This is a genomic window from Bradyrhizobium sp. LB8.2 (assembly GCF_040548035.1).
Classification (GTDB): domain Bacteria; phylum Pseudomonadota; class Alphaproteobacteria; order Rhizobiales; family Xanthobacteraceae; genus Bradyrhizobium.
Map to the genome: position 1 here is coordinate 314,999 of NZ_JBEPQV010000003.1, position 23,618 is coordinate 338,616.

The following is a 23,618-nucleotide window of genomic DNA, read 5'->3' on the forward strand; positions in this document are numbered from 1 at the left end:
TTGCATCAAAATATTGATATATCGATGTATTTTACCATGAGCATAATTCCCACTACTCGACCATAAGGTAGAAAAACTCAGCCTAATACACATGAAGTGGGCCATTTCCCATCCACGATGGGCTGTCGATCAGACTGCCTTTGTCCTATCTTGGACATCCCAGGCTAGCGCTGACCGGCGCCAAAACCTGGTGAATAATCTGGAGTGAGTGGTGCCCATGACTGACGTGACGACGGCCGCCCACACCGACGGGCACGACGGGCACCTGAAGCGGCCTGCGATCTCCTTCGAGTTCTTTCCGCCCAAGACCGAAGATATGGAGCGCAATCTCTGGGACACCATCAACCGGCTGGCCCCGCTCGACCCGAAATTCGTCTCGGTGACCTATGGCGCCGGTGGCTCGACCCGTGAGCGCACCCACTCGACCATCTCGCGTATCCTGAAGGAGACCGCGCTGCTGCCGGCCGCGCATCTGACCTGCGTCGGCGCCTCGCGCGGCGAGATCGACGAGATCGTCGACCGCTATCACGAGGTCGGCGTGCGCCACATCGTCGGCCTGCGCGGCGATCCCGCAGGCGGCATCGGCACGCCCTATTCCAGCCATCCCGACGGCTACCAGACGTCCGATGCGCTCGTCGCCGGCATCAAGAAGCGTCACGCCGACATCGAAGTGTCGGTCTCGGCGTACCCCGAGAAGCACCCCGAGGCGCGCGACTTCGACGATGATATCGACACGCTGAAGGCCAAGGTTGATGCGGGTGCGACCCGCGCGATCACGCAGGTGTTCTTCGATAACGATCTCTACTTCCGCTATCTCGACCGCGTCCGCGCCCGCGGCATCAACATCCCGATTGTGCCGGGCATCATGCCCATGCACAATTTCAAGCAAGCCCGCAATTTCGTCACCCGCGCCGGCACCTCCGTGCCGGATTGGTTCGCCGCGAAGTTCGAGGGCCTCGACGACGACGCCGAGACCCGCAAGCTGGTGGCAGCCACCGTCGCGGCCGGCCAGGTGCAGAAGCTCGCCAAGCACGGCGTCGACACCTTCCATTTCTACACCATGAACCGCGCCGATCTCGTGTTCGCGATCAGCCATTTGCTCGGCATCCGCGCCAAGAGCGCGCAGAAGGCGGCTTAAGACAACATGACCGTATCCACCTCTTCCAAGCGAACTGCCCTTTTGAACGCCGCGCGCGAGCGTATTCTCGTGCTCGACGGCGCCATGGGCACGATGATCCAGAACCTCCAGTTCGACGAGGCCGCCTTCCGCGGCGAGCGCTTCAAGAATTTTCATCGCGATTTGCGCGGCAACAACGATCTCTTGATCCTGACCCAGCCGCAGGCGATCGAGGACATCCACGCGGCGTATTTGCGTGCCGGTGCCGACATCGTCGCCACCAACACCTTCTCCACGACCTCGATCGCGCAGTCCGATTACGACCTCACCGACATCGTCTACGAGATGGCGCGCGAAGGCGCCCGCCTCGCCGGCAACGCCGCACGCCGCGTCGAAGCCGAGGACGGCAAGCCGCGCTTTGTCGCCGGCGCCATCGGCCCGACCAACCGCACCGCCTCGATTTCGCCCGACGTTTCCAATCCCGGTTACCGCGCCGTCAGGTTCGACGATCTGCGAAAATCCTATGGCGAACAGATCAACGGCATGCTCGACGGCGGCGTCGATCTGCTGCTGGTCGAGACCATCTTCGACACGCTGAACGCCAAGGCGGCGCTCTACGCGATCGCCGAGATCACCGAGGAGCGCGGCATCGACATGCCCGTGATGGTGTCGGGCACCATCACCGACAAGTCCGGCCGCCTGCTGTCGGGCCAGCTGCCGGAGGCATTCTGGCATTCGGTGCAGCACGCAAAGCCCGTCACCATCGGCTTCAACTGCGCGCTCGGCGCGGAAGATCTGCGCGCGCACATCGCCGATATCGGCCGCGTCGCCGACACGCTTGTTTGTGCTTATCCCAACGCCGGCCTGCCCAACGAGTTCGGCCAGTATGACGAGACGCCGGAGTACATGGCGCGCCTGATCGGCGAGTTCGCGCGTGATGGTCTGGTCAACATCGTCGGCGGCTGCTGCGGCACCACGCCGGATCATATCGCGGCGATCGCCGCTGCGGTCGCGCCGCACAAGCCGCGCATCGTGCCGGAGATCGAGCCTCGCTTGCGGCTGTCCGGCCTCGAGCCGTTCATCCTGACCGACGCGATTCCCTTCGTGAATGTCGGCGAGCGCACCAACGTCACCGGCTCCGCCCGCTTCCGCAAGCTGGTCACCGCCGGCGACTACACCGCCGCGCTGCAGGTCGCACGCGACCAGGTCGAGAACGGCGCGCAGATCATCGACGTCAACATGGACGAGGGCCTGCTCGACTCCGAAGCGGCCATGGTGACCTTCCTCAACCTCGTCGCCGCCGAACCCGACATCGCCCGCGTCCCCGTGATGGTCGATTCCTCGAAATTCTCGGTGATCGAGGCCGGTCTGAAATGCGTGCAGGGCAAGCCGATCGTCAATTCGATCTCGATGAAGGAAGGCGAGGAGAAATTCATTCACGAGGCCAAGATCGCCCGCCGCCACGGCGCGGCCGTCGTGGTGATGGCGTTCGACGAGGTCGGCCAGGCCGACACGTTCGCGCGCAAGACCGAGATCTGCAAGCGCGCCTACGACATCCTGGTCAACCGCGTCGGCCTGCCGCCGGAAGACATCATCTTCGATCCCAATATTTTCGCGATCGCGACCGGCATCGAGGAGCACAACAATTACGGCGTCGACTTCATCGAGGCGACGCGCTGGATCCGCAAGAACCTGCCGGGCGCGCACATCTCGGGCGGCGTCTCCAATTTGTCGTTCTCGTTCCGCGGCAACGAGCCGGTGCGCGAGGCCATGCACTCGGTGTTCCTGTATCACGCCATCAAGGCCGGCATGGACATGGGCATCGTCAATGCCGGGCAGATGATCGTCTATGACGACATCGATGCCGAATTGCGCCAGGTCTGCGAGGACGTCATCCTCAATCGCGATCCGGGCGCGTCCGAGCGTCTGCTGGCGCTCGCGGAAAAATTCCGCGGCAACAAGACCCAGACCAAGGAAGCCGATCTCGCCTGGCGCGAATGGCCGGTGGCGAAGCGGCTGTCGCATTCGCTGGTGCACGGCATCACCGAATTCATCGAGCAGGATACCGAAGAGGCCCGCAAGACCTCGACGCGTCCGCTCGACGTGATCGAAGGACCGCTGATGGCCGGCATGAACGTGGTCGGCGACCTCTTCGGCGACGGCAAGATGTTTTTGCCGCAGGTGGTGAAGTCCGCACGCGTCATGAAGCAGGCGGTGGCCTGGCTGATGCCGTTCATGGAAGAGGAGAAGGCGCGCAATCGCGCCAACGGCATCGACAGCGATGCAAAATCCTCCGCCGGCAAGATCGTGCTCGCGACCGTCAAGGGCGACGTCCACGACATCGGCAAGAACATCGTCGGCATCGTGCTCCAGTGCAACAATTACGAGGTCATCGACCTCGGCGTGATGGTGCCTGCCGCCAAGATCGTCGAGATCGTGAAGGCGGAGAAGGCCGACATCGTCGGCCTGTCCGGCCTGATCACGCCCTCGCTCGACGAGATGGCGTTCTTCGCCGGCGAATTGCAGCGCGAAGGCCTCAAGCTGCCGCTGCTGATCGGGGGCGCGACGACAAGCCGTGTGCATACGGCCGTGAAGATCGACCCGAGCTATCGCGCCGGCCCCGTGGTGCATGTCAACGACGCCAGCCGCGCCGTCGGCGTCGCCTCCGCGCTGCTCTCGCCCGAGAAGCGCGAGGCCTATGCCGCCGAGGTGCGTGCCGAGTACGCAAAAATCTCGGACGCGCATATGCGCGCGCAGGCCGACAAGAAGCGGCTGAAGCTGGAGGTGGCACGCAAGAACCGCGTGCCGGTCGATTTCGCAGCGAACAAGCCCGTGAAGCCGACCTTCCTCGGCACCAGAAGCTTCGACGACTACGATCTCGCCGAGCTCGTGCCCTATATCGACTGGACGCCGTTCTTCCAGACCTGGGAGCTCGCGGGCCGCTTCCCGGCGATTCTCGATGATGCCAAGGTCGGCGAAGTCGCGCGTTCGCTTTACGATGACGCGCGAAAAATGCTCGACACCATCGTCAAGGAGAAATGGTTCCGGGCGCGCGCGACCGTCGGCTTCTGGCCGGCGAATGCGCAGGGCGACGACATCGTGCTCTACGCCGACGAAAGCCGCACCAAGTCGATCGCGACGCTGCACACGCTGCGTCAGCAGCTCGAGAAGCGCGAGGGCCGTTTCAACGCGGCGCTGTCCGACTTCATCGCACCGGTCGGCACCGGTGTGCCCGATTATGTCGGCAGCTTCGTCGTCACTGCGGGGATCGGGGAGGATGTGATTGCCGACCGCTTCAAGATGGCGAACGACGACTACTCATCGATCCTGTGCAAGGCGCTGGCCGATCGCCTTGCGGAGGCCTTCGCCGAGCGCATGCATGCCCGCGTGCGCCGCGAGTTCTGGGCCTATGCGCCGGACGAGGCGCTCTCGACCGACGAGTTGATCCTCGAAAAGTACCAGGGCATCCGCCCCGCGCCCGGCTATCCCGCGCAGCCTGATCACACCGAGAAGGCGACGCTGTTCGAGCTGCTCGACGCAGAAAACACCGCCGGCGTGACGCTGACCGAGAGCTTTGCGATGTGGCCGGGCTCTTCCGTGTCCGGGCTCTATTTCGCGAACCCCGAGAGCTATTATTTCGGCGTCGGCAAGATCGAGCGGGACCAGGTCGAGGACTATGCCGTACGCAAGGGCATGAGCGTCGCCGAGACCGAGCGCTGGCTCGCGCCGGTGCTGAACTACATCCCGTCGCGGGAGGGCACCGACAAGACGTTTGCGGCGACACCCGCAAACGACGAGACGTCAAAAGACCTCGCCTCGCACCCGCCCGGCTGCACCTGCGCGGTGCATCTCGTCTGGCAGAAGAAACGCGCGGGCGCGGGGTAGGCGCGCCCCTCAACTCAAAAACTAAAAAACAACCCCATGCACAGTAGCGATGGGATTGAAAAGCCTGAACATTTTTTCCCTCCAGAGCGGCGGGCGGGCACGAGATCGTCGGCCGCGGCCAAGATCGCGACCGCAAGCACTGTTGCTCCGTCGGGCAAAACACCTGTAGCATTCCATCATCGCCAACCGCGCCAGTTTCGCACTCCGCGTTGCGAGCCTTCACGCCTCTGTGGCGTTGGCGGCTGCACGATCTCGCCTCTCCGGCTTTTTTCGCGCGGGAACCAGACAGTGTGAAGTCGTTCACTTGTCCACTCAACCTGGATTCGATAGCCTACCGGTCTGCTACCTTCAAACCGATGGTTTGCTCGGGATCGAACACATGAAGCAGTTCATTGCACTGTTCGTCGCCGCGATCGTTCTTGTCGTGCTGCCCACGATTGCCTCTGCGGACTGTCCGAAAGGCTACGTGCCATGCGGAGAGCGAAGTCAGTTGTGCTGCCCAGGCAAGTAGCAAGCCGCAAATGGCTTTGGCTTGGTAGCGGAGTTTTTGTCGCGATTGCCCTCGTGATGGTCTCGGTCTACGCCGGCTTCCCGCGAAAGAAGCACACGATCACGGCCATCCTCTCCGAGACCGGATATTTCGAAGTGGTACCGCCAAGCACTTTTGGCGGCCCCGGCACGATCAACACGATCGAGTATCTGAGCAACGGCCGGCTGGAGCTGCATCCGACCTGCGACATCGACCCTACACTCCTGACCGGCAAGATCCAGAGATCGCGGACCGTTGACCGGGACCTGAAGCAGTCGCTCGAGAAGAAGCTCGACGTGTCGGCCCAGGTCAGGGACAAGCTGTCGGCTGTCGCCGGGATGCAGCAGGTCGAGGCGGTCAACCTCAAGCTCGAGAATGCCAACATTCTGCTGATTTCCGACGAGTCGCTGATATCGACCCGGAACGCATTGCTGAAGGCCGAATGCGAGGACGCGATCACCCAGAACGTTTCGAGCGGCGCCGTCGTGTGCCAGACGCGGTCCGTGCTGGAGGCCGATGTCGTCTACGAGATCAAATATCGCAACGCGATTTCGATGGAGGAGAAGGCCAAGCTGACATCCGAGATCGCCGCGAAGCTCGATCTGGACGTACACGAGGGGGCGGACGACAAGGTGTCCGGCTCTCAACTGTTCTTCGGCATAAGATTGTCGCCAAATCCGATCGTCCTGAAGTCCGCGACGGGCGAGATCAAGCCCTGTACGCGGAAGTAGGATCGGCGCCGCACCCTGCCGTGAACGCAACGCGCGCTCGCTGCGACCAATGGCGGTCGCCGCCGAAGAGCAGGGGAATCGGATGCTGAACGCCCAACAATTGATGTGGACACAGATTGCCGCCGGCATCGCAGTGCTGCTGTTTGGATTGACGCTGTTCAATCTGGTCCGCATGCGGGGCCGGATGCAGGCCGCGCGGAGCTGGGACAGGGTTGAGGGTATCATCACGGTCTCCCGGGTCGACCAGCCGGCGGCGCACGCCTCGGACGATGGGAACGATGCCAAGCCCATCATCCGCTATCGCTATCAGGCCGGCGGCCAGGAGCTGGAAAGCGACAAGATCTTTGTGGGCGGCCCCGCCATCACGACGAGGGTCCTGGCCGCAAAACTGACCGGACGATATCCGGTCGGCGCCCATGTCGACGTCCATGTCGATCCGAAGCAACCGACCGAGGCGCTGCTGGAGCCTGCTGCCGCGCAGAACGTCGCGGCGCTGGTGGCGTTCACCATGGTGTTCGGCGTCATCGCCGCCACCCTGACCGCGCATTCGTTCGCAGGCCACGTGCTCTACGCCGACAATGGCGTTCCGCTGTTCGCGTTCGCGCTGCCGACCATCGTGCTCGTGGGCGGCGTGTTCTGCGTCGCCGAGTATGTCAGGACGCGCCGGCTGGCGAGTGCCAGCCTGCGCTGGCCGACCGCGTCGGGCAGGGTCACGCGCTGCGACGTGATCGAGGAAATCATCGAGGAGAAGACCGACCACGACAACAGACCGACGACTTCAAAGCTTGTCCACCGCTATCAGGTCGACCTGCGCTACGCCTACAGGGTCGGCAAGCGCGACTTCATCGGCACCGAAGTCGATTGGAACGGCACCATGATCTCCGGGCTGCGCGAGGTCGCCGCCGAGGCCGCGGCGAAATATCGTCCCGGGCAGAGTGTGAAGGTCTATTACGATCCGGACCAGCCGGGACAAGCCGTGCTGGAGCCCGCAAGCCGGGAAGGCGCGCTGGGGCCGCTGATCGGTGCCGCGGTCTGCGCGGTCGTCGGAGGCCTTTTCCTGACAATCCTGATCAAAATTGGATTTGCGTAGCGGCGCCTCTCCCTTCGCCTCGTCCCGCTAGCGGCGGGGCAATCGCACATGACGTCTCAGCGGCGCCTGAGTGAGCGCCTCGTCCTTCGAGACGACCGCTTCGCGGCCTCCTCAGGATGAGGCTCAGCTGCATCCCTCTGCGTTGAAATGCTGCCGCATACTCATCCCTCATCCTGAGGGCCCGCCGCAGGCGGGCGTCTCGAAGGATTGCCGCAGTCGAGCTTCCAGGCATATGCTTCTTCATATGCACTTGCCCTGCCCGCAAGCGGAGGGGGAGCCAACTGCTGATGCTGCCGCATCGTGCACGCCAAATGCAATTGCCCTGCCGCCCGCGGAGAGAGATTGAAAAAGGTCACCCCTTCGGCGGCGCCAGCGGCTGCACGATCTCCTGAAACGGCGCCAGCGCCTCGCAAGCGTCGGCGTGAGCCGACAACGCCGGATAGCGCGCGACGTCGAACAACTGCGGATGCGCCTCTCGGGTGAAGCGGACGACGCAGGCCACCGCGACGTCGGCGTGGCCGATGCGGTCGCCCAGCCAGTTCGGCGTGGTCACCTTGGCGCGCTCGGCCTCCAGCACGCCGAGCACGTCCGCGATCTGCGCCTGGCAGCGCTCGACCCACAGCGCAAGCTGCTCCTTCCGCAGCACCCGCTCATAGAGCAGGCTCACCGCCTTGTCGCCGAGGCCGGAGGCGAGCGCGCAGATGCGCAGGTGACGCCGCCGCTCGGCGCCGCCGCGCGGCAGCATCGCCTTCTCGAGTCCCACGAGCTCGTCGAGATAATCCAGGATGATCGTGCTCTCGATCAGCGCCTCGCCATCGTCGAGCACCAGCGTCGGCACGCGGCGCAGCGGATTATAGGGCGCGATCTTGTCGGCATCGCCGAAGGTCGACCACGGCCGGTGCTCGAAGGCGAGCCCGTAAAGCCGGAGCGCAATCGCGACGCGGCGGACGAAGGGGGAGTCGTATTGGCCGATCAGGAACATGGCGGGACCTTTCGTCATTGCCGGGCTTGACCCGCCTGCGAGGCCGAAGCCCCTTCGGCGCGGCGAAGGCCCGGCAATCCATCTTTCCCCAGATTAGGAAGCGATGGATGCCGGGATCAAGTCCGGGCATGACAGAGCTGAGCGCAGGTGCATGCATGATGACGCGATTTGCGATGTTAGTCCTTGGAGTCTCCGTGCTCGCCACCATCACTGCCCACGCGCAGGACCGCCCGATCGGGTTCTCGACCCCGTCGAAAAACATCGCCTGCCAATTCTTCACCGATAACGGTCAGGGCGTACTCCGCTGCGACATCAAGAACCTCGAGACTCGCCCGCGCCGGCGCGGTCATCTCCAGATGGGTGACGACGGCAGCGATCTTCCCCTTGGGCACATCGGAATAGCCATCGGGGAGGATCACTCAGTCCCCCTCGTCACTCGCCAGCACCCCCTTCACCGCCCTCGCCCAGCCCGCGAGCTTCCGCTCGCGCGTCGCCTGGCTCATGTTCGGCTTGAAGCGGTGTTCGAGGCGCCAGTTGTCGGCGAATTTGGTCGGCTCGGGATAGACGCCGGCCTGGAGGCCGGCGAGATAGGCGGCGCCGAGCGCAGTCGTCTCCTGGATCACCGGGCGGTCGACCGGTGCGTCCAACAGATCGGCGAGGCGCTGCATGGTCCAGTCGGATGCGGTCATGCCGCCGTCGACGCGGAGCACGACGCTTGCCGTTTCCGAGCTCGGCCAGTCGGCGCGCATCGCGGCCCAAAGGTCAAAAGTCTGGTAGCAGACGCTTTCGAGCGCGGCGTGGGCGAGCTCGGCCGGGCCGGTGTTGCGGGTGAGGCCGAACAGCGCGCCGCGCACGCGCGGATTCCAGTAGGGCGCGCCCATGCCGACGAAGGCCGGCACGAGATAGACGCTCTGCATTGAGTCCGACTGATCGGCAAGAGGTCCGGTTTCGGCGGCGTGCTTGATGATGCCGAGGCCATCACGCAGCCACTGCACCGCGCTGCCCGCGACGAAGATCGAGCCTTCGAGCGCGTAGGTGCGTTTTCCGCCGAGCTGATAGGCGATGGTGGTGAGCAGCTTGTTCTTCGAGGCCACCGGCGTGGTGCCGGTGTTGAGCAGCGCAAAACAGCCGGTGCCGTAGGTCGACTTCATCATTCCCGGGCGGAAGCAGGCCTGGCCGATGGTCGCGGCCTGCTGGTCGCCGGCGATGCCTGAGATCGCGATAGCGCCGCCGAACAGATCGGGCACGGTCTCGCCGAAGCGGGCGGAGGAATCCTTCACCTCGGGCAGCATCGAGCGCGGCACGCCGATGATCTCCAGCAGCTCGTCGTCCCACGCGCCAGTGTGGATGTTGAACAGCAGCGTGCGCGAGGCGTTGGTGGCGTCGGTGGCGTGCACCTTGCCGCCGGTGAGGCGCCACAGCAGGTAGCAATCGACGGTGCCGAACATCAATTCGCCGCGCGCGGCACGCGCCCGGGCGCCGGGGACGTGGTCGAGAATCCAGGCGACCTTGGTGCCGGAGAAATAGGGGTCGATGATGAGGCCGGTCTTTTGCGAGATCACCGGCTCGCGGCCGTCGGCTTTCAGCCTGGCGCAGATGTCGGCGGTGCGGCGGTCCTGCCAGACGATGGCGCGATGAACGGCCTGTCCCGTGGCGCGATCCCACACCACGGTGGTCTCGCGCTGATTGGTGATGCCGATCGCGGCGATGTCCTTGGCGGTGATGCCGGCCTGCGCGATTGCATCGCGGCAGACCATTACGGTCGAGGTCCAGATGTCCTCCGGCTCGTGCTCGACCCAGCCCGACGCCGGAAAATGCTGCGGAAACTCCTGCTGTGCACGGGCGGCGATCGAGATGTCGCTGCGAAACACGATCGCGCGCGAGGAGGTGGTGCCCTGGTCGATGGCGAGGACGAAAGACATGGGAGCTACCTTGGTGTTTCCCGGTGACGGGTCATATGTCGCGCCAAAGGGAGCGGATTAGGACGGGAAGGTCAAGGCTGCCGGAGTCGTCTTCACCTCGCCCCGCTTGCGGCTATCCGATTCACACGAGGTCGGAATTCAAGCGCAGCTTGAATTCCGGGTGAGGAGGACTCTCCGCGAACTCATCGCCAGCCGTATTCCTGGAGACAGCCCCTCACCCCAACGCTCTCCCCGCAAGAGCGGGGCGAGGGAGTAGACCGCTTTACACCGCCGCCGTCGTCACGCCGCCGTCGATGACGATGGTCTGGCCCGTCATGAAGCTCGACGCATCCGAGGCGAGGTAGGCGACTGCGCCCGCGATTTCATCGGGTTCGCCGATGCGGCGAAGCGGGGTGGTGGCGGTGCGGCGTTTTAGATTCGCTTCGTCTTCCCACAGCGCGCGGGCGAAGTCGGTCTTGACGAGGCCGGGCGCGATGCAGTTGACGCGGACGCCTTTCGGACCCCATTCGCCGGCGAGCGAACGACACAGCGCGAAGTCGGCGGCCTTGGAGATGCCGTAGGCACCGATCACGGTCGAGCCGCGCAAGCCGCCGATCGAGGAGACGATGACGACGGAGCCGCCTCCACGCTCGGCCATTTGCGGGATCGCCAGCGCGGAGAGCCAGATGTTGCTCTTGACGTTCGAGCCCATGATCTTGTCGAAGGCCTCGTCGGTGATGTCGAGCAGCGGGCCGTAATATGGATTCACCGCGGCGTTGCAGACGAGGATGTCGATCTTGCCGTAATGCTTCGTGGCGCCCGTGATCAGCGCCTCGACCTCTTGCTTGCGCGCGATGTTGCAGGGGATGACGGTTGCATCGCCGCCGGCCGGATTGATGCCGTCGGCGACCTCCTTGCAGGCGTCGGCCTTGCGCGAGGAGTCGACGACTTTTGCGCCGAGCTTTGCGAGCAGTTCGGCGGAGGAGCGACCGATGCCGCGGCTGGAGCCAGTGACCACGGCGACCTTGCCGGTGAGATCGAACGGGGTGTTTTTCATGATGCTCCCTCTTTCTATCGTGCTCGCTTAGTCCGCCGTCATGGCCGGGCTTGTTCCGGCCATCCACGCCTTTGTCTCGCCGCCAAGACGTGGATGCCCGGGACAAGCCCGGGCATGACGATCTTTATGCGGCTGCCGCCTCGCGATCCGGCGCTTAGATCAACCCGCCACCATCCGCGACGCGGCGCTGGTGGTAGTCGGTGTCGCCCAACGAGTTCTCGATCATGGTCAGGCGCTTGAAGTAGTGACCGATCTTCGCCTCCATGGTCATGCCGATGCCGCCGTGGAGCTGGATCGCCTGCTGCCCGACGTACTTCAGCGACTTGCCGATCTGCACCTTGGCGGCAGCGATGGCGTTGGAGCGTTCCTTGGCGTCCTCGAAATCGGCCGCCATGGTCGCGAACATCGACATCGATCTTGCCTGCTCGGCGGCGACGAACATGTCGGAGGCGCGGTGCTGGAGCGACTGGAACGAGCCGATCGCGACGCCGAATTGCTTGCGCGTCTTGATGTACTCGACCGTGGTCTTCAGCGACTCGTCCATCAGGCCGACCGCCTCGGCGCAGAGCGCGACGCGGGCTTCGTCCACGACACGCTCGATCAGCGCGAGCGAATCATCGGGATTGCCGAGCGCCGCATCAGCCCCGACCTCGACACCGGTGAAGGTGATGTCGGCGGCGTGCAGGCCGTCCTGGGTCGGGTACGACTTCTTGGTCACGCCCTTGGCGCTCGCCGGGACCATGAACACGCCGATGCCGCTCTTGTCGCGGCGCTCGCCCTTGGTGCGCGCGGTCACGATGAGGGTATCTGCGTTCTCGCCGTTGAGCACGACGAATTTTTCGCCGTCGATGACCCAACCGTCGCCCTTCTTCTTCGCCGTCGTGGAGACGTCGAAGAGATCGTAGCGCGAATTCTTCTCGAGCTGGGCAAACGCCAGCGTCTTGCTGCCGTCGACGATGCCGGGCACATGCGCAGCCTTCTGCGCATCGGAGCCGGCATGGCGCAGGAAGCCGCCGCCGATCACGACGGTTGCGAGATAAGGCTCGAGCACCAATGCCTTGCCGAGCGCTTCCATCACGATCATGGTCTCGACGCCGCCGCCGCCGAAGCCGCCATCGGCCTCCGCGAAAGGCAGACCGAGCAGGCCCTGCTCCGCGAGCTTGCCCCAGACGGCTTTGCTCCAGCCGCCCTTCTCCTTCATGTATTTCTTGCGGCTCTCGAAATCGTAGGAATCGGTCAAGAGGCCGTCGATGCTTTCCTTGAGAAGCCGTTGCTCCTCGTTCAGATCAAAATCCATGTTATTTGCTCTCCCGGTATCGATTTCGTCATGCCCGGCCTTGTGCCGGGCATCCAGGTTCTTTCGGCCGCTAGGCGTGGATGGCCAGGTCAAGCCCGGCCATGACGGTGAGTGCGTGTTAATAGTGTACGATCAAAGTCCCAGCACCGCCTTGGCGATGATGTTGCGCTGGATCTCGTTGGAGCCGCCGTAGATCGAGACCTTGCGGTTGTTGAAATAACTCGGCGCGATCTGCGCGGTCCAGTCCATGGCTTCGTTCGAGCCGTCGTCGCCGTGCACGTCGTAGGGCGCGGCGAACGGGCCGATCACTTCCATCAGCAGCTCGGTGGTGGTCTGCTGGATCTCGGAGCCCTTGATCTTCAGGACCGAGGACGCCGGATTGGGCTTGCCCTTGCCGTGCTTGCCTTCGTCGGCGACGACGCGCAACTGCGTGAGCTCGAGCGCCTTGAGCTCGATCTCGCAGGCCGCGAGCTTCTCACGGAAGGCCGCGTCCTGGATGATCGGCTTGCCGCCGGATTCGACTTTGGAGGCCAAGTCGCGGATGCGGCGCAGCCGCTCCTTGGAGACGCCGACCCGCGCGATGCCGGTGCGCTCATTGCCGAGCAGGAATTTTGCGTAATCCCACCCCTTGTTCTCCTCGCCGATCAGGTTCTCGTAGGGAACCTCGACGTCGTCGAAGAACACTTCGTTGACCTCGACGCCGCCGTCGATGGTCTGGATCGGGCGCACGGTGACGCCCTTCGACTTCATCGAGAACACGATGAAGGAGATGCCCATCTGCTTCTTCGCGGTCGCGTCGGTGCGGCAGAGGCAGAAGATCATATCGGCGTGCTGGGCGAGCGTGGTCCAGGTTTTCTGGCCGTTGATGATCCACTTGTCGCCTTTGCGCTCGGCTTTTGTCTTCAGCGAAGCGAGATCAGATCCGGAGCCGGGCTCGGAGAAACCCTGGCACCACCAATCCTCGACATTGGCAATGCGCGGCAAATACTGCTTCTTCTGCTCTTCGTTGCCGAAGGTGTAGATCACAGGGCCGACCATGCTGACGCCGAAGGCGAGCGGCTGCGGCGCCGGATAGGACTGCAGCTCCTCGTTGAAGATGTAGTGCTGCACGGAGGTCCAGCCGGTACCACCATATTGCTTGGGCCAGTGGCTGGTGCCCCAGCCCTTCTTGTTGAGGATGCGCCACCACGTCACCATCTCGTCCTTCGAGAGGTGGCGGCCCTCGACCAGCTTGCGCCGCGTATCCGGCGGCACGTTACCGCGGAAGAACTCCCGCACTTCCTCGCGAAACGCCTGCTCTTCTTTCGTGAATGCGAGATCCATCGGATCCTCCTGTGAATTACTGCAAAATCTCAAACAAGCCCGCTGCGCCCATGCCGCCGCCGACGCACATGGTGACGACCGCGTACTTCGCCTTGCGGCGGCGGCCTTCGATCAGGGCGTGGCCGGTGAGGCGCGCGCCCGACATGCCGTAGGGGTGGCCGACCGCGATCGCGCCGCCGTCGACGTTGATCTTGTCAGGGTCGATGCCGAGCTTGTCGCGGCAATACAGCACCTGCACCGCGAACGCTTCGTTGAGCTCCCACAGGCCGATGTCGTCGACCGTGAGGCCGTGACGCTTGAGCAGCCGCGGCACCGCGAACACCGGGCCGATGCCCATTTCGTCCGGCTCGCAGCCGGCGGAGACGAAGCCGCGGAAGATGCCGAGCGGCTTGAGGCCGCGCTTCGACGCTTCCTTGTCGCTCATGATGACGGAGGCGCTGGCGCCGTCCGAGAGCTGGCTGGCATTGCCGGCAGTGACCGAAAAACCTTCACCGCGCACGGTCTTGAGGCCGGCGAGGCCTTCGGCGGTGGTCTCGGGCCGCGGACCCTCGTCTTGCGACAGCGTCACGTCCTTGAACGAGACTGCGCCGGTCGCCTTGTCGGTCACGGCCATTTTGGTGGTGATCGGCGCGAGTTCGTCCTTGAACTTACCGCCCTGTTGCGCGGCCGCAGTGCGGCGCTGGCTTTCCAGCGAATATTCGTCCTGCTTCTCGCGCGAGATGCCGTAGCGCTTGGCGACGATTTCGGCCGTGTCGATCATCGGCATGTAGACCTCGCCCTTGATCTCGAGCAGCGCCGGGTCCTGGGCGTGGAAGCTGTTCATCTTGTCGTTCTGCACCAGCGAGATGGACTCGCCGCCGCCACCGACCGCGATCTCGACGCCGTCAAAAATCACCGAGCGCGCGGCGAGCGCGATCGCCTGGAGGCCCGAGGCGCATTGCCGGTCGATGGTGGTGCCGCCAACGGTGACGGGCAAACCGGCGCGGAGCAGCGCCTTGCGCGCGATATTGCCTCCGGTCGTTCCCTGCTGCAGCGCCGCTCCCATGACGACGTCCTCGACCTCCTTCGGGTCGATCTTGGCGCGCGCGACGGCTTCGCCAATGGCATGGCCGAGCAGGGTCGCACCCTCGGTGGCGTTGAGCGCGCCGCGATAGGCCTTGCCGATCGGGGTGCGGGCGGTGGAAACGATGACGGCGTTGGTCAAGAGCGACCTCCTGATACAGGTTGGGTGGCAAGTGGGGCGGATTGTGATGGTTTCTGCTGCTGACGCAACTCGTGGCGCGACAGCTTTCCGACCGGCGTGCGCGGCAGATCGTCGACGAATTCGACCTCGGCCGGCAATTCGTGCTTGCCGAGCTTGCCGGTGAGCTGCGCGCGCAAATCGTCGAGCGAGAACGGCTTTGCGTCCGGCTTCAGCTTGATGAAGGCCTTCGCGGCCTCGCCGCGGTACTGGTCGGGAATGCCGAGCACGATCACCTCGTGCACGCCGGGAATGGTGTAGATCGCCTGCTCGATCATCTGCGGATAAACGTTGAAGCCGCCGGAGATGATCATGTCCTTCTTGCGGTCGACCAGGAAGAAATAGCCGTCCGTGTCGACGTAGCCAATGTCGCCGGTGAGGAAGCGGCCGTCGGCAAAGGACTCCGCGGATTCCTTCGGCTTGTTCCAGTAGCCCTGGGTGACGTTCGGGCCCCTGATGCGGATCTCGCCGACTTCACCCGGCGGCAGCACGTTCGTGGAATTGTCCAGCGAGACGACGTCGAGTTCGATGCCGGGCAGCATCAGGCCGATCGAGCCGGGCTTGTCGGGACCTGTGGGCGGATGACCGGTGCCGGGCGAGCAGGTCTCGGTCATGCCCCAGCCGCTGCGAAGCTTCTTGCCGACCTTGCGCTCGAAGAAATTTGCGATCTCCACCGGAAGCGGCGCGCCCCCGGAGCCGATCGTCACCAGCGAAGAGAAGTCACGCTTGTCGAGATCGGGAAGGGCTGCGATCGCGATCCACATCGTCGGCACGCCCGGGAAATAGGTCGCGCGCTTGATTTCGATATCGCGCATCACCGCTTCGACGTCAAAACGCTGATGCAGCGAGATCAGATTGCCGCGGCTGAGCGAGGACAGCAGCACGACGGTGAGCGCGTAGATGTGGAACAGCGGCAGCACGCAGATCACGCGCTCGATGGCATCGCCGCGCGTCGCGCGCGACGGCTTGCCCCAGACGTCGTAGATCGACACCGCGGAAGTCAGATTGCCATGGGTGAGCATCGCGCCCTTGGGCAGGCCGGTGGTGCCACCGGTATATTGCAGCAGCGCGACGTCGTCGGCCGTCACGGACGGCCACTGTGCCGGCGCGGTCGCGCCCTCGACGAAGGTCTTGAAGGTGACGATGCGCGGATCAACGGGGATAGCGGCCTGCGGCGTGCCGACCTTGCCCCAATTGTCGTCCTCGCAGACGACCAGGCGATCGATCAACCCCTTCTCCAGGAACTTCAGCGCGGTGGGCAGCAGCGCCGCGAGGTTGGACGTGACGAGCAGGCGCGAGCCGGAATCGGAAACCTTGTGAGTCAGCGCAATCTCGCCGTCGAGCGGGGAGAGATGCGCAACGCGCGCGCCGGCCTTCAGCGCGCCGAAGAAATTGACGGGATGGTCCGGCGTATTGCCGAGGAACAGCGCGATGGAAGTATTCTTCCCGCATCCGGCGCGCAGGAACGCGGCAGCCGCACGCTCCGCCATCGCGGCGAGTTCGGTGCAACTGATCGGACGCTCCCGGAATTCCAGCGCGGTGCGCGGGCCGTACTCGGCGGCGGCTTTGGCCAGCAGGTCAGGCAGCGAGCCCTGGACGACGGTGTCGTCCCAACGCACGCCTTCGGGATAAAACTGTTCGCCGGGATGGGTCATTTCACTTCGTTACTTTGCACTGCCTGAGCAGCGGTTCCACGTAAGGCCGGCACGGACGGAACGGGCTCCCTTCCCCGTTGCGGGGAAGGGTTGGGGAGCGGGGTAGCCACGCACATTGACCTCGCCCGGGGCCCCTCCCTGACCGTCCCCCGCAAGGGGCGAGGGAACGGAGAGGGCGTCGCCCGGAGCAAATCATCGCGGCCACGGCCAATCCTATCAAGCCGCTTTCGACGCCGCCGCCAGCGAGGCGAAGGTCTTGCCTTCGGCCGCGAGCTTCTTCAGCAGCGGCGCGGGCTCGAGGCTGGGGTCGTTGGTCTCCTTGGCATAGAAGGAGAGACGATCGGCGATGTGCTTGAGGCCGACGCTGTCGGCCCAGAACATCGGGCCGCCGCGATAGATCGGCCAGCCATAGCCGTAGAGCCAGACCACATCGATATCGGAGGGACGCGCCGCGATGCCTTCTTCCAGGATCTTCGCGCCCTCGTTGATCATCGGGTACATCATGCGCTCGAGGATCTCGTCGTCGCTGACAACGCGCTTCTTGCGGCCCAAACGGAGCAGCGTCTCGTCGATCATCTTTTCGACCTCGGGATCGGGCAGCGCCGAGCGGGAGCCGGCTTCGTACCTGTAATAGCCCTTGCCGGTCTTCTGGCCGAAGCGACCGGCTTCGCAGAGCGCGTCCGCGATCTCGGACTTGATGCCGCGGTCCTTGCGCGAGCGCCAGCCGATGTCGAGGCCGGCGAGGTCGCCCATCGCGAACGGGCCCATCGGCATGCCGAACTTCGTCACCACGGCGTCGACCTGCTGCGGCAAGGCACCTTCGAACAACAGCTTCTCGGACTGCTTGCCGCGCTGGGCGAGCATGCGGTTGCCGACAAAGCCGTCGCAGACGCCGACCACGGCCGGCACTTTCGCAATCTTGCGCGCGATCGAGACAGCCGTCACAAGGGCGTCCGGCGCGGTCTTGTCGGCGCGCACGATCTCGCACAGTTTCATGACGTTGGCGGGCGAGAAGAAGTGCATGCCGAGCACGTCCTGCGGACGCTTGGTCGACTGCGCGATCTCGTCGATGTTCAGGTAGGAGGTATTGGAGGCGAGCACGGCACCCGGCTTGACGTATTGGTCGAGCTTGCCGAACACTTCCTTCTTCACCGCCATGGTCTCGAACACGGCTTCGATGACCAGGTCGGCATCGCCGACGTTCTCGATGCCGACGACGCCGTTGATCAGCGCCATGCGCTTGGCGGGCGCATCCGCCGGGATGCCGCCGCGCGCCGCGGTCGCTTCCCAGTTCTTCTGCATGATGCCGAGGCCGCGTTTGAGCTGCTCTTCGCCGGTCTCGATCAGGGTGACGGGCACGCCGGCATTGGCAAACGACATCGCGATGCCACCGCCCATGGTGCCGGCGCCGAGGATGGCGACGCGGTTCACGGGCCGCGACTTGGTGCCTTCAGGCACGCCCGCGATCTTGCTGGCCTCGCGCTCGGCGAAGAAGGCATAGCGCTGCGCTTTGGACTGATCGCTGGCGACGAGCTTCAGGAAGCCCTCGCGCTCCTTCTTCAGACCTTCGTCGAACGGTAGGTCGATGGCGTAGCCGACGGCGTCGGCCGCCGCGAACGGCGCTTCCAGGCCGCGCGACTTCTTGGTCATGGCGGCGACCGCATTGGTGAAGATCGAGCGATCGGCCTTGGCCGTAGCAATCTTGGAATCGTCGTCACGCAGGCGGCGCAGCGGGCGCTTTTCGGCCAGCAGCTTTCGCACGAAGGCTTCGCCTCCGGCAGCCGGGCCCTCGACGATCTCTTCGATCAGGCCGTTTTTCAGCGCTTCCGCCGCACCGATCGGATCACCGCCGACGATCATCTTGACCGCAAGCTCCGGTCCGACCGCGCGCGGCAGGCGCTGGGTGCCGCCTGCGCCCGGCAGCAGGCCGAGCTTCACCTCGGGCAGGCCGAGCTTGGCTTCTTTCACCGCGACGCGAAAATGACAGGCGAGCGCGACCTCGAGGCCGCCGCCGAGTGCGGTGCCGTGGATCGCGGCAACGACCGGCTTCGGCGAGTTCTCGATCTCGGAAAGCACGTCGTTGAGGGCGGGCGGCTTCGGCGGCTTGCCGAATTCGGTGATGTCGGCGCCGGCAATGAAGGTGCGGCCGGCGCAGGTCAGCACGATGCCCTTGATCGCGGGATCGGCGATCGCGGCCTTGATGCACTCCAAAATACCGCCGCGAACCGCGGCACTCAGCGCATTGACCGGAGGGCTGTCGACCGTGACGATCCCGACTTCGTCATGACGCTCAAGCTTGACCACTTCGCTCACGGTGTCCCTCCTTGCTGGGGTAACTTTGTTTGATTTCGCATTGCGGAATTTAATTCCGCATCTTGACGGCAGGGTTATTTTGAAGCACGTGGCTTGTCAACGACTCCGCGCAAGAAGCAGATCAGGGATGAAGCGTACAGGAAAGAAGACCGCGACCGATCGGAATTTCGTCGTCGCGCTTTCCCGCGGACTAGACGTATTGCGCGCATTCCAGCCCAGCGACGGACTTCTTGGCAATCAGGAAATCGCGGCCCGCACCAACCTGCCCAAACCGACTGTTTCGCGGCTGACCTATACGTTGACGAAGCTCGGTTATCTGACGCCGGTTCCCCGCTTCGAGAAGTATCAGCTTGCGCCGGCTGCGATGGCGCTCGGCTACGCGGCGCTATCCAATCTCGGCGTTCGGCATTTGTCCGAACCGTTCCGCGAGGAAATGATGCGCGCGACCGGGGGAGCCGTCGCGATCGGTGGCCGCGACCGCCAAAGCATGATCTATTTCGGGCAAAGCCGCGGCAGCGAGACGGTCGGCGTTCAACTTGACGTCGGCTCCCGCGTGCCGATTGCAACCACCGCGATGGGCCGCGCCTATTTCTGGGCGCTGAACGACGACGAGCGTGCCGAATTGTTGCGCGATCTGCGCGAGCATTACGGCAGCCGCTGGCCCAAGATGCGCGACGGACTGGAACGTTCCGGCGAAACAATCGCGAAACATGGTTTTGCGACCTCGGTCGGCGACTGGCACGACGACATCGGCGCCGCCGGCGTCGCGCTCAAGCTCAATGACGGAACCGGTCCCTACGCATTTAATTGCGGCGCGCCCGCATTCCGCTTCACGGAAGAGCGTTTGATCAACGACATTGGACCGCGTCTGCTTGCGATGGTAAGGAACATCGAAGCGGCGCTCGGGGGTCTGATGCCGCATTCCAAAAAAGACGTCAGCAAAAAGCTGAAATCAGGAGGAAAAGTTGCGCGTGTGGTCGAGGGGATCAGATAGCCTTTGTGATCATCAGGAGCGGTTCGTATCGCCCCTTCGTCCACTCAACAGCGTGGGCGAGACGAGATGACGCAGGCACAGCTCGCGCAGGGGACATCGCCCCTGCTCGCGGTTCGCGACGTCAGCGTCGTGTTCGGCGGCATTGTCGCGCTCAACGGCGTGTCCTTCGACATGCACAAGGGCCAGATCCTCGGCTTGATCGGCCCCAACGGCGCCGGCAAGACCACGCTCTTCAACTGCCTCTCCCGGCTCTATCAGCCGTCGTCCGGCGACATCCTGATGGAGGGCGCGACCATCCTGAAGCGGCCGCCGCACCGGATCGCGGAGATCGGCATCGGCCGCACCTTCCAGAACGTGGCGCTGTTTCCGAACCTCTCGGTGATGGACAATGTCCGCGTCGGCACCCATGCCCGCACCTCCAGCGACATCATCAGTGACTCGCTGCGTCTCGCCTGGATTCGCCGCAGCGAAGCCGACGTCAACAAGAAGGTGCACGAGATCCTCGCCTATCTGAACCTCGAGGATGTCGCCCACACCGTCGTGTCCGGCCTGCCTTTCGGCACGCAAAAACGCGTCGAGCTGGCGCGCGCGCTTGCTGCCGATCCGAAGATCCTGCTGCTCGACGAGCCCGCCGGCGGCCTCAACCACGAGGAAGTCCACGTTCTCGGCGACCTCATTCGCCGCATCCGCGACGAGCGCCACATGACCGTGCTGCTGGTGGAGCACCACATGGGCCTCGTGATGTCGATCGCCGACCACGTCGTCGCGCTGAATTTCGGCAAGAAGCTCGCGGAAGGCACGCCGGCCCAGGTGCAGGCGGATCCCGACGTCATCAAGGCCTATCTCGGGAGCAAGGACCAATGACGACGCTGCTCAACGTCAAGGACCTGCGCGCCTATTACGGCCAGGTCCAGGCGCTTCACGGCCTGTCCTTCTCGCTCAGCGAGGGATCGCTGACGACGCTGTTAGGGGCGAACGGCGCCGGCAAGACCACTACGCTGCGCGCGATCTGCAACATGGTGCGCTCCACCGGCGGCATCGAGTTCGACGGCAAGCCGCTGAACAACCGCTCCACCGAGAGCATCGTGCGGTTCGGTATCGCGCATGTGCCGCAGGGCCGCGGAACCTTCACCACCATGACGGTGGAGGAGAACCTCCAGCTCGGCGCCATCACCCGCAAGGACAGCGCCGGCATCGTCTCCGACATCGAGCGGATGTATGCGCATTTCCCGGTGCTGAAGCAGCGACACACCCAGCAGGCCGGCACGCTGTCGGGCGGCGAGCAGCAGATGCTCGCGGTCGCCCGCGCCCTGATGCTGCGGCCGCGGCTGATGCTGCTGGACGAGCCTTCGTTCGGCCTGGCGCCGCTCGTCGTGCGCGACCTATTCGGCATCCTCGGCAAGATCAACCGCGAGGACAAGGTGTCGATCCTGGTGGTGGAGCAGAACGCCCAGCTCGCGCTCGAGCTCGCCGACCAGGCCTATGTGATCGAGACCGGACGCATCGTGATGTCGGGCAATGCCAAGGACATCGCGAACAACGAAGAAATCCGCAAATCCTATCTGGGCTACTGAGGAACCGGCACGATGGAGCTTTTCACCAACCAGGTGCTAGCCGGGATCGCCACGGGCGCGATTTACGCCTGCATGGCGCTCGCCGTGGTCATGATCTACCAGGCGATCGACCATCTCAACTTCGCGCAGGGCGAGATGGCGATGTTCTCGACCTTCATCTCCTGGCAGCTGATGCAATGGGGCGTGCCTTATTGGGTCGCTTTCGTGCTCACGCTCGTCTTCGCCTTCATCGGCGGCATCGCAATCGAGCGCATCCTGTTCAAGCCGCTTACCAAGGCCCCGATCCTCACCAATGTCGCCGGCTTCATCGCGCTGTTTTCAATCATCAACTCCTCGGCCGGCCTGATTTGGGACTTTACCATCAAGCAATATCCCACCCCGTTCGGATCCTCGCCGTTCCTTGGCAGCCAGCTGATCTCGACGCACCAAGCTGGCATGATCGGCGTCACGTTGCTGCTCCTGGTCGGCCTGTTCTTCTTCTTCCAATATACGCGGATAGGTCTTTCCATGCGGGCGGCCGCCTCGCTCCCTGAATCGGCGCGCCTCGTCGGCATCAACACGAGCTGGATGATCGCGCTGGGCTGGGGCATGGCGTCCGCGATCGGTGCAATCGCGGGCATGCTGATCGCTCCCGTCGTGTTTCTGGAGCCCAACATGATGGTCGGCGTGCTTCTCTATGGCTTTGCGGCGGCCGTGCTCGGCGGCCTGACCAGCCCGCTCGGCGCCGTGGTCGGTGGCTTCTTGATGGGCATCTTCGAAAACCTTGTCGGCACCTACATTCCCGGAGTCGGCAACGAGCTGAAGCTCCCGATCGCGCTCGCGCTGATCATCTCCGTCCTGGTCGTCAAACCCGCTGGCCTGTTCGGCCGGCACATCGTCAAGCGAGTTTGATATGAGCGCTGCAGAAGATGTCGTAACGGAAGCCCCGGCGATCGATGCGGTTCCGAAGCGGGCGATGACGCTGGGCACGGGCACCTCCCTGTTGGTGCTGGCGGTGCTGTTGATCGTGCCGGTGTTCGTCAAGAACTTCATCATCTTCCAGATGACGATGCTCCTGATCTACGGGCTGGCCGTGCTGGCCTTGAACATCCTGACGGGCGGCTCCGGCCAGTTCTCGCTCGGCCAGAGCGCCTTCTACGCCGTGGGCGCTTATACGTCGGCGGTGCTGATGGAGTACTTCAACGTCAACTATGCGCTGACAATTCCGATTTCCGCCGCGGTCTGCTTCGGATTCGGCTACCTGTTCGGCAAGCCGGCGCTGCGGCTGTCGGGCGTCTATCTCGCGCTCGCGACGTTTGCGCTCGCCACCGCCATGCCGCAGCTGCTGAAGCTGAACTTCCTCGAGCACTGGACCGGCGGCGTGCAGGGCCTCGTCGTCACCAAGCCCGATGCGCCATTCGGCCTGCCGATGTCGCAGGACATGTGGCTCTACTACTTCTCGCTCGCCGTCGTGCTCGCGATCTACATCTTCTCGGTGAACCTGCTGCGTTCCCGTTCGGGCCGCGCCTTCATGGCGATCCGCGACAACGAGATCGCGGCCTCCTCGATGGGCGTCAACGTCGCGCTCTACAAGACGCTGGCCTTCGGCGTGTCCGCCGGCATCACCGGCGTTGCCGGCTCGCTCGGCGCCATCGCCGTGCAGTTCGTCGCGCCCGACAGCTACACCATCACGCTGGCGATCTCGCTGTTCCTCGGCATGGTCGTCGGCGGCGTCGGCTGGCTGCCCGGCTCGTTCGTCGGCGCAGCCTTCATCATCTTCGTGCCGAACATGGCGGAGGGCATCTCCAAAGGCCTGTCCGGCGCGGTATTCGGCGTACTGTTGTTCCTCGTCATCTACCTGGTGCCGCACGGCGCAAGGCAGATCGCGATCCTGGGCCAGCAACTCGTCGGCCGGCTCAGAAAGAACTAAAAACCCGTTAATTTAACCAAG

At 64.2% G+C, this 23,618-nt stretch carries 17 protein-coding genes and 1 pseudogene; 9 read left to right on the top strand and 9 right to left on the bottom strand.

The features are described 5' to 3' along the window. The first annotated feature begins 217 nt into the window (after positions 1–217). The 4 genes from metF to ABIB06_RS05990 all read left to right on the top strand — a co-directional run bounded on the left by metF (position 218) and on the right by ABIB06_RS05990 (position 7,352). The gene (metF, locus tag ABIB06_RS05975) at positions 218–1,138 is read left to right on the top strand and encodes a methylenetetrahydrofolate reductase [NAD(P)H] (RefSeq protein WP_354044630.1); all 921 of its coding nucleotides are present in this window, start codon (positions 218–220) and stop codon (positions 1,136–1,138) included. 6 nt (positions 1,139–1,144) lie between these two features. Next, on the top strand, positions 1,145–5,002 hold the full coding sequence (metH, locus tag ABIB06_RS05980) for a methionine synthase (protein ID WP_354044629.1): 3,858 nt from the start codon (positions 1,145–1,147) through the stop codon (positions 5,000–5,002). A gap of 567 nt (positions 5,003–5,569) precedes the next feature. Continuing rightward, a complete protein-coding gene (locus ABIB06_RS05985) occupies positions 5,570–6,262 on the top strand; it encodes a hypothetical protein (RefSeq protein WP_354045069.1) in 693 nt (230 codons plus the stop codon). 82 nt (positions 6,263–6,344) lie between these two features. Continuing rightward, a complete protein-coding gene (locus ABIB06_RS05990) occupies positions 6,345–7,352 on the top strand; it encodes a DUF3592 domain-containing protein (protein WP_354068625.1) in 1,008 nt (335 codons plus the stop codon). A gap of 352 nt (positions 7,353–7,704) precedes the next feature. On the opposite strand, the gene ABIB06_RS05995 is transcribed toward ABIB06_RS05990, so the two are convergent. The 9 genes and pseudogenes from ABIB06_RS05995 to ABIB06_RS06035 form a co-directional block, all read right to left on the bottom strand. Continuing rightward, on the bottom strand, positions 7,705–8,334 hold the full coding sequence (locus ABIB06_RS05995) for a glutathione S-transferase family protein (protein ID WP_354045067.1): 630 nt from the start codon (positions 8,332–8,334) through the stop codon (positions 7,705–7,707). A 341-nt stretch (positions 8,335–8,675) separates the two neighbouring features. Continuing rightward, positions 8,676–8,753: pseudogene (locus ABIB06_RS06000) on the bottom strand (GNAT family N-acetyltransferase); the annotation flags it as partial. After that, complete coding sequence (gene glpK, locus ABIB06_RS06005; RefSeq protein ID WP_354044626.1) at positions 8,754–10,256, bottom strand: glycerol kinase GlpK; 1,503 nt, start codon at positions 10,254–10,256, stop codon at positions 8,754–8,756. A 262-nt stretch (positions 10,257–10,518) separates the two neighbouring features. Continuing rightward, entirely contained in the window at positions 10,519–11,292 is a 774-nt protein-coding gene (locus tag ABIB06_RS06010; protein ID WP_354044625.1) for an SDR family NAD(P)-dependent oxidoreductase, read from the bottom strand. A 154-nt stretch (positions 11,293–11,446) separates the two neighbouring features. Beyond that, positions 11,447–12,589 carry a pimeloyl-CoA dehydrogenase small subunit gene (gene pimD / locus ABIB06_RS06015; RefSeq protein WP_354044624.1) on the bottom strand — a complete coding sequence of 381 codons (1,143 nt, stop codon included), beginning with the start codon at positions 12,587–12,589 and terminating at the stop codon, positions 11,447–11,449. A gap of 132 nt (positions 12,590–12,721) precedes the next feature. Next, positions 12,722–13,912 carry a pimeloyl-CoA dehydrogenase large subunit gene (gene pimC / locus ABIB06_RS06020; RefSeq protein ID WP_354044623.1) on the bottom strand — a complete coding sequence of 397 codons (1,191 nt, stop codon included), beginning with the start codon at positions 13,910–13,912 and terminating at the stop codon, positions 12,722–12,724. Between the two features lie 16 nt (positions 13,913–13,928). Further along, a complete protein-coding gene (locus ABIB06_RS06025) occupies positions 13,929–15,116 on the bottom strand; it encodes an acetyl-CoA C-acyltransferase (protein ID WP_354044622.1) in 1,188 nt (395 codons plus the stop codon). Then, positions 15,113–16,807 carry a dicarboxylate--CoA ligase PimA gene (pimA, locus tag ABIB06_RS06030; RefSeq protein WP_354044621.1) on the bottom strand — a complete coding sequence of 565 codons (1,695 nt, stop codon included), beginning with the start codon at positions 16,805–16,807 and terminating at the stop codon, positions 15,113–15,115. Before pimA ends, ABIB06_RS06025 begins: the two co-directional genes overlap by 4 nt. 216 nt (positions 16,808–17,023) lie before the next feature. Continuing rightward, the gene (locus ABIB06_RS06035; protein WP_354044620.1) at positions 17,024–19,120 is read right to left on the bottom strand and encodes a 3-hydroxyacyl-CoA dehydrogenase NAD-binding domain-containing protein; all 2,097 of its coding nucleotides are present in this window, start codon (positions 19,118–19,120) and stop codon (positions 17,024–17,026) included. A gap of 127 nt (positions 19,121–19,247) precedes the next feature. On the opposite strand from ABIB06_RS06035, the gene ABIB06_RS06040 reads away from it, so the two are divergent. The 5 genes from ABIB06_RS06040 (at position 19,248) to ABIB06_RS06060 (ending at position 23,597) form a co-directional block, all read left to right on the top strand. Then, positions 19,248–20,114: an IclR family transcriptional regulator gene (locus tag ABIB06_RS06040; protein ID WP_247343920.1), complete on the top strand. Its 867-nt coding sequence runs from the start codon at positions 19,248–19,250 to the stop codon at positions 20,112–20,114. A gap of 66 nt (positions 20,115–20,180) precedes the next feature. Next, positions 20,181–20,978 (top strand): ABC transporter ATP-binding protein, encoded by a 798-nt coding sequence (locus ABIB06_RS06045; protein WP_354044619.1) that lies wholly within the window; start codon positions 20,181–20,183, stop codon positions 20,976–20,978. Then, entirely contained in the window at positions 20,975–21,688 is a 714-nt protein-coding gene (locus tag ABIB06_RS06050; protein WP_007599709.1) for an ABC transporter ATP-binding protein, read from the top strand. The genes ABIB06_RS06045 and ABIB06_RS06050 overlap by 4 nt, the downstream gene beginning before the upstream one ends. 12 nt (positions 21,689–21,700) lie before the next feature. Next, the gene (locus tag ABIB06_RS06055) at positions 21,701–22,579 is read left to right on the top strand and encodes a branched-chain amino acid ABC transporter permease (protein ID WP_354044618.1); all 879 of its coding nucleotides are present in this window, start codon (positions 21,701–21,703) and stop codon (positions 22,577–22,579) included. Position 22,580: 1 nt separating this feature from the next. Beyond that, the gene (locus ABIB06_RS06060; RefSeq protein WP_247343930.1) at positions 22,581–23,597 is read left to right on the top strand and encodes a branched-chain amino acid ABC transporter permease; all 1,017 of its coding nucleotides are present in this window, start codon (positions 22,581–22,583) and stop codon (positions 23,595–23,597) included. Positions 23,598–23,618: the final 21 nt, after the last annotated feature.